Source organism: uncultured Methanobrevibacter sp. (genome assembly GCF_947166415.1).
GTDB lineage: Archaea > Methanobacteriota > Methanobacteria > Methanobacteriales > Methanobacteriaceae > Methanocatella.
The window spans coordinates 1-5,509 of record NZ_CAMVEE010000051.1 but is presented as its reverse complement, the minus strand read 5'-3'; the positions used below and the strand labels follow the sequence as shown (position 1 = coordinate 5,509).

Below are 5,509 nucleotides of genomic sequence, written 5' to 3'. Positions count from 1 at the left end.
TGGTTACAGATTATAATTGTGAATATTTGGGTTTGTCAAGATTGTGCTTAATGGAATCTGCAGGAAAGTCATTGGCCGAAGAAGTTGGCAAAATTGCAGTTTATTCCTTTTCAAAACCAGTTAAAGTTATTATTTTCACCGGTTCTGGAGGAAATGGTGGTGACGGTTTTGTTGCAGCACGTTACTTGTTAAACAGAGGATATGATGTGGACATTTACATGCTGAAAGACAATATCCATTCTGCTGAATCCAAAACTAATCTGGACATATTGATGAATATGAAACCTCGTCTGTCCCGTTTGAAAATTTACAATTTAAAGACTCTTGAAGATATCAATTCATGTGAGGTAGCTAAATCAGGAGAATCCGAATTCATTATAATTGACGGGCTTTTAGGCACAGGTATCAGTGGAAAATTACAGACCAACATTAGAAGGGCAATTGAGATTATAAACGATTCAAACGGTTTGAAAATCAGTGTTGACGTTCCTTCAGGAATGGATCCTTTAACAGGCAATGTTGACGATTTGGCTGTTGTTCCGGATTACACAATCAGCTTTCACAAAATCAAAACGGGGGTGAGAAATGCTGATGAGGAAGATGTGGGAGGTCTTGTAACAGCAGATATTGGGATTCCGATTGAAGCAGAATATTTTGTTAACTATGGGGACTTTTTAAGGCTTAAAAATAGGACTCCATCATCTCATAAAGGCAATAATGGCAGATTGCTTATTGTAGGGGGTTCCAAAGACTATTCGGGAGCACCGGCTATTGCGGGAATGGCTGCAATTGGCGCAGGTGCAGATTTGGTTTATGTTGCAGCTCCAGAAAAAGCTGCTGAAGCCATCAAATCAACTTCTCCAGATTTGATAGTCAAAGCATTGTCTGGAGATAGATTGTCATTGGACCATGCCGGTGAAATAATCGAATTGGCCGAAAGTGTTGATGCAATATTGATAGGTCCTGGAGCAGGAATCGATGATGACACTTCAAAGCTATTCAATGTATTGGTTTCAAAAATAAAAAAACCGATTGTTCTTGATGCGGACAGCTTAAAGCAGGTTGATTTGATTTTGATTAAAAATAGGGATAACATCATGTTGACTCCACATATTTTTGAGTTCAAGTCAATTTTCAATGTCAATTCGGATTTGAAACTGGACATAGATTCATACGAGTTTGAAAAGGTTGATAAAAACATAACAGAGTTTCAACAGATTACACGCCAAATAAAAGGAACTGTCATTGTTAAAGGACAATACGACTTAATATTATCTGGAACTAAATTCAGAATTAACAAAAGCGGAAATCCCGGAATGACTGTTGGAGGAACAGGCGATGCGCTTGCGGGAATAGCTTCCAGTTTATTGGCTCAGGACCTCAATACGTTTGATGCAGCCTGCCTGGCAGTTTTCATTAATGGGCTTGCAGGTGATGAAGCATTTAAAGAAAAAGGAAACGGATTTTCCGCAACCGATTTGGTTTCATATATTGGCAGTGTGATTAAAAATGGATTATGTTGAAGGAATTTTCAAATCAAGGCCTAACAGATTCATTGCAGAAGTTGAGGTTGGAGGCAAATTGGAGATAGCACACGTGCCGAATACCGGAAGGTGCAGGGAACTTCTGGTTGAGGGAGCTACCGTTTGGCTCAAGCCGTCCGATAATCCTAACAGAAAGACTAAATTTTCACTGCATTTTGTAGAAAATAAGGGGGTGCTAGTATCACTTTACTCCCAGCAGGCCAATACCATTGTTTTTGATGCAATCGTAAACGGCAAAATCAAGGAGCTTTATGGATATTCTCATCATCAAAGGGAAAAGACTGTCGATAACTCAAGAATTGACATATATCTGGCAAATGAGGAAGAAGATTGCTGTGGCATGAGCTTTCTAACTGAGCCCTGTTTTGTTGAAGTGAAGGGAGTGACTTTAATAGTTGATGGCGAAGCCAGATTTCCGGATGCACCAACCGAAAGGGGCACAAAGCACCTGAAAGAATTAATCAAATTGAAAAAAGACGGAAACAGGTGTGTGGTGTTTTTCCTCATACAGCATCCTGCAGGAAATTCTTTCAGACCTAATTGGGATAATGATCCTGCATTTTCAAGAACATTAAACGAGGCATATGCTGCAGGTGTTGAAATTCTTGTTTATAAATGTAATAACCAATTGAATAAAATAGAATTAATCCCTGAACCTCTAGATTTTGATTTGGGACAGTGTCTCGCCGATAGCGTCATTGATGACTAGACTCGCATAACTGTCATAGGGAGTTTCACTTTTGTTAATCAATACCAAGTTTGAGCCGTGGAAGTACTTTATTAGTCCTGCCGCAGGATATACTACAAGTGAAGTCCCGCCAATTATCAGTGTGTCCGCACGTGAGATATAGTCAACTGAAAAATTCAAAATGGCATTGTTCAAAGGCTCTTCGTATAAAACAACATCAGGTTTTACTATTCCACCACATTCACATCTTGGAATGCCGTCACTTTCCAGAATATAATCCAAATCATATTCCTTTTCACAAATTTGGCAATAGTTCCTGTGGATGCTCCCATGGAGTTCCAATACATTTTTGCTTCCTGCCTTTTGGTGAAGACCGTCGATGTTTTGGGTAATTACTGCCTTTAATTTTCCAGCTTTTTCCAGTTCAGCAAGTTTCAGATGAGCTGGATTAGGTTGAGCATCTTTGAAAATGAGATTTTCTTTATAATAATCAAAAAATTCTTCTGTATGGTCTAAATAATAACTGTGTGAAACTAAATTTTCAGGTGTGTCCCCATATTTTTCCAAACTTTTGAAAATTCCGCTTTCAGAACGGAAATCTGGAATCCCGCTTTCTGTTGATACGCCTGCACCTCCAAAAAAGACAATATTGTTGGAGGAGTCAATAATTTCTTGCAATTGATTAATTTTAGACATGGTTTCTTTTATGTCACTTTTAAAATATTAATTTTTATATATCATTTTCAATAAATTGATTATTATCAAATTGTTAGTAAATTGGTGAGGATAAATTGGAAAATAATAATTCTAACCTTGATTGGATGGTTTTCTGGTCACTTCATGGGTGCACTCCGAGAAGCAGCCAGGTTAAATTGATTAATAAGATCAACTGGGCTATTGGAGAAGGATATAATAATATCATTCTGGAAGCAGGAACAGGTATAGGTAAATCAGCGATAGCTACTACCCTTGCAAACATGTATGAAGATTCATATATATTGACAATGACCAAACAGCTTCAGGAACAGTACTTAAATGATTTTTCAGATATTCTTGTCGAAATTAAGGGACGAGGAAACTATTACTGCAATTATAAGGGGAGATGTGATTTTTGCATTAAAGCTGAGTATAAATTAAGAAAGTGCTCTGATTGCCAATACATGACGGCCTTTAACAAGGCAAAAAAGGCTAAGAATGTAATTACTAACTATGATTATCTTTACTATGTGGGTGTTTCTTCATCTATGATGAACCCTCGTGAATTGCTGATTTTGGATGAGGCCCATAATCTTGAACATAAGATGCTGGAGCTGTCATCTTTCAATTTGAATAGGGAATACATTGCGACAAAATTTGGTATAGATATTTTCACTCCGATAATGGACGGTTTGATGTCTGTCAATAGGTTGAAGACTGATCCCAGCTATTGGCTGGATTTGTGTGATGACCTGATTGAGGTTTGCAAGGAAAGAATCAAGGAAATTGAAGGTGACGGAAAGTCCACCGTTCAGGTTACTTTGGACGAGTTTGAAAACAACCCTTCAAAATTCTCCAATTTCGACTATATGGAAAAGCAGATATTGGAATCTGACATGGAATCATTCTCATCTATCAGCAGGGGTCTTTCAGAAAACGATTTGATTATAGATTTGCCCGAAAATAAATCTATTAAAAGCAATAACATGGATATTTCCGCTGAATTCAAGCCTTTTTCTGTTTCTGATGATACTCAGAAATTGCTTAGTTTGGGCAATATCAGAATATTTTTAACCGGCACATTGGGGAGCAGGGAAAAATTCTGCGAATGGAATAACATCAATCTTGACGAAACTTATTATATCTATGAAAAGAGTCCATTTGATGTATCAAAAAGGCCTATTTACACAGATTTTGCTGCAAGGCTCAGTGGACAAAGGAATGGGGCTCCAAATTGGAGAAACAAAAAGGCTATTCATAAAATCAGGGAATTGTTGGAAAAGCATAACGGCCAAAAAGGAGTTATTCATACCTCAAGCAACGAACAGGCACATTGGATTATGGAAAATCTGAAAGAATATCCCTTCATGTTCGTCGGTGGAAAAGACAGGAATGCTACATTAAAGGAATTCACTGAAAGTGAAGAGCCAATCATTCTCATTGGGGCTTCCATAAAGGATGGTGTCGATTTCAAAGGAGACCTATGCAGATTCCAGATAATGTTTAAAATTCCATATCCTCAGTTGAATGAACAGGTCAGATATCGTAGCAGTTTAGATCCAAAATGGTTCTATTATCAGGCAGTAATGTCCCTAATGCAGGCTTATGGTAGGGGAATTAGGGATAAGGATGATTATTGCATTATGTATATAATAGATTCCAGTTTTATAGAACTGTTTGATTATAACAGGAAATTTTTCAATGAATATTTCATTGAAGCTGTACAAAAAAAGAAGTAAAATGATAGCTTTAAAAGCTATCTGTTTAATTTTTGATAGTTTGCCGCTTGAAGACCGTGGTATTTAATCATACCTTCAACTTCACTTTGTTCGGTCTCTTTGTCTTCAAAGGTAATTTGTTCGATGCTGTGTAAGCTGAATGGAGATTTTCTTACGATAGGTTGGATTGAACCTTTAAAGAGTTTCATTACAACTTCTCCGCTTACTCTTTCTTGCATTTTATCGATTGCTTGGTCTAGGTCTTCCCTTAATGGTTCTTGCCATAAAGCTCTGTAAACAAGATCAGCATAAAGTGTAGACATGTATTCTGCAAATCTTAACTCGTCTGTAGTCAATACTAATTCTTCTAGAGCTTCGTGAGCTGCAATCAGCAATTTTGCACCAGGGGTTTCATAGATTTCCCTACTTTTAAGACCAATCATTCTGTTTTCAATGGTGTCTACTCTACCGATTGCGTTGTTTCCAGCGATTTCATTAGCTTTTTTGATTATTTCAATTAAAGGCATCATTTCGCCGTTGATTGCAACTGGGATACCTTCTTCAAATTCGATAGATACTTTTTCAGGTTCATCATTGGCATCTTGCCAGGATTTTGTCCATTCGTAAATGTCTTCTGGAGGTTCATTTGCAGGGTCTTCTAATACGTCTCCTTCAATAGCCCTTCCCCAGAGGTTTTCATCAATACTGTAAATCTTATCGTAACTTAATTCGATACCTTTGGATTCCGCATATGCTTTTTCTTCAGTTCTTGTCAAGTTCATTTCTCTGATTGGTGCAATAATGTCCAAATCAGACATTGCAAGAATGACTGCTTCAAATCTGAATTGGTCGTTTCCTTTTCC

The 5,509-nt window shown here is 37.4% G+C and carries 5 protein-coding genes; 3 read left to right on the top strand and 2 right to left on the bottom strand.

What is annotated here, in order from left to right; translation table 11 throughout:
• Together Q0W25_RS08720 and sfsA are read left to right on the top strand one after the other, a co-directional pair.
• Nucleotides 1-1,523, top strand: a 1,523-nt coding sequence (locus tag Q0W25_RS08720) for an NAD(P)H-hydrate dehydratase (protein ID WP_298521207.1), incomplete at its 5' end; no start/stop codon positions are given.
• A complete protein-coding gene (gene sfsA, locus Q0W25_RS08715; protein ID WP_298521205.1) occupies nt 1,510-2,253 on the top strand; it encodes a DNA/RNA nuclease SfsA in 744 nt (247 codons plus the stop codon). The genes Q0W25_RS08720 and sfsA, both read left to right, overlap by 14 nt.
• Here the strand turns inward: sfsA and Q0W25_RS08710 are convergent.
• The gene (locus Q0W25_RS08710) at nt 2,203-2,928 is read right to left on the bottom strand and encodes an NAD-dependent protein deacylase (RefSeq protein ID WP_297825206.1); all 726 of its coding nucleotides are present in this window, start codon (nt 2,926-2,928) and stop codon (nt 2,203-2,205) included. The genes sfsA and Q0W25_RS08710 overlap by 51 nt on opposite strands.
• A gap of 95 nt (nt 2,929-3,023) precedes the next feature.
• Between Q0W25_RS08710 and Q0W25_RS08705 the strand changes: the two genes are divergently transcribed.
• Entirely contained in the window at nt 3,024-4,667 is a 1,644-nt protein-coding gene (locus tag Q0W25_RS08705; protein ID WP_298521202.1) for a helicase C-terminal domain-containing protein, read from the top strand.
• Nucleotides 4,668-4,684: 17 nt separating this feature from the next.
• Here Q0W25_RS08705 and argG read toward each other — a convergent pair.
• A partial coding sequence (gene argG, locus Q0W25_RS08700) for an argininosuccinate synthase (protein WP_298521200.1) occupies nt 4,685-5,509 on the bottom strand: 825 nt, incomplete at its 5' end.

Bases quoted from the DNA above. Each gene is read 5' to 3' on its own strand.
- sfsA (WP_298521205.1), top strand. From the start codon at position 1,510: ATGGATTATGTTGAAGGAATTTTCAAATCAAGGCCTAACAGATTCATT.
- Q0W25_RS08710 (WP_297825206.1), bottom strand. From the start codon at position 2,928: ATGTCTAAAATTAATCAATTGCAAGAAATTATTGACTCCTCCAACAAT.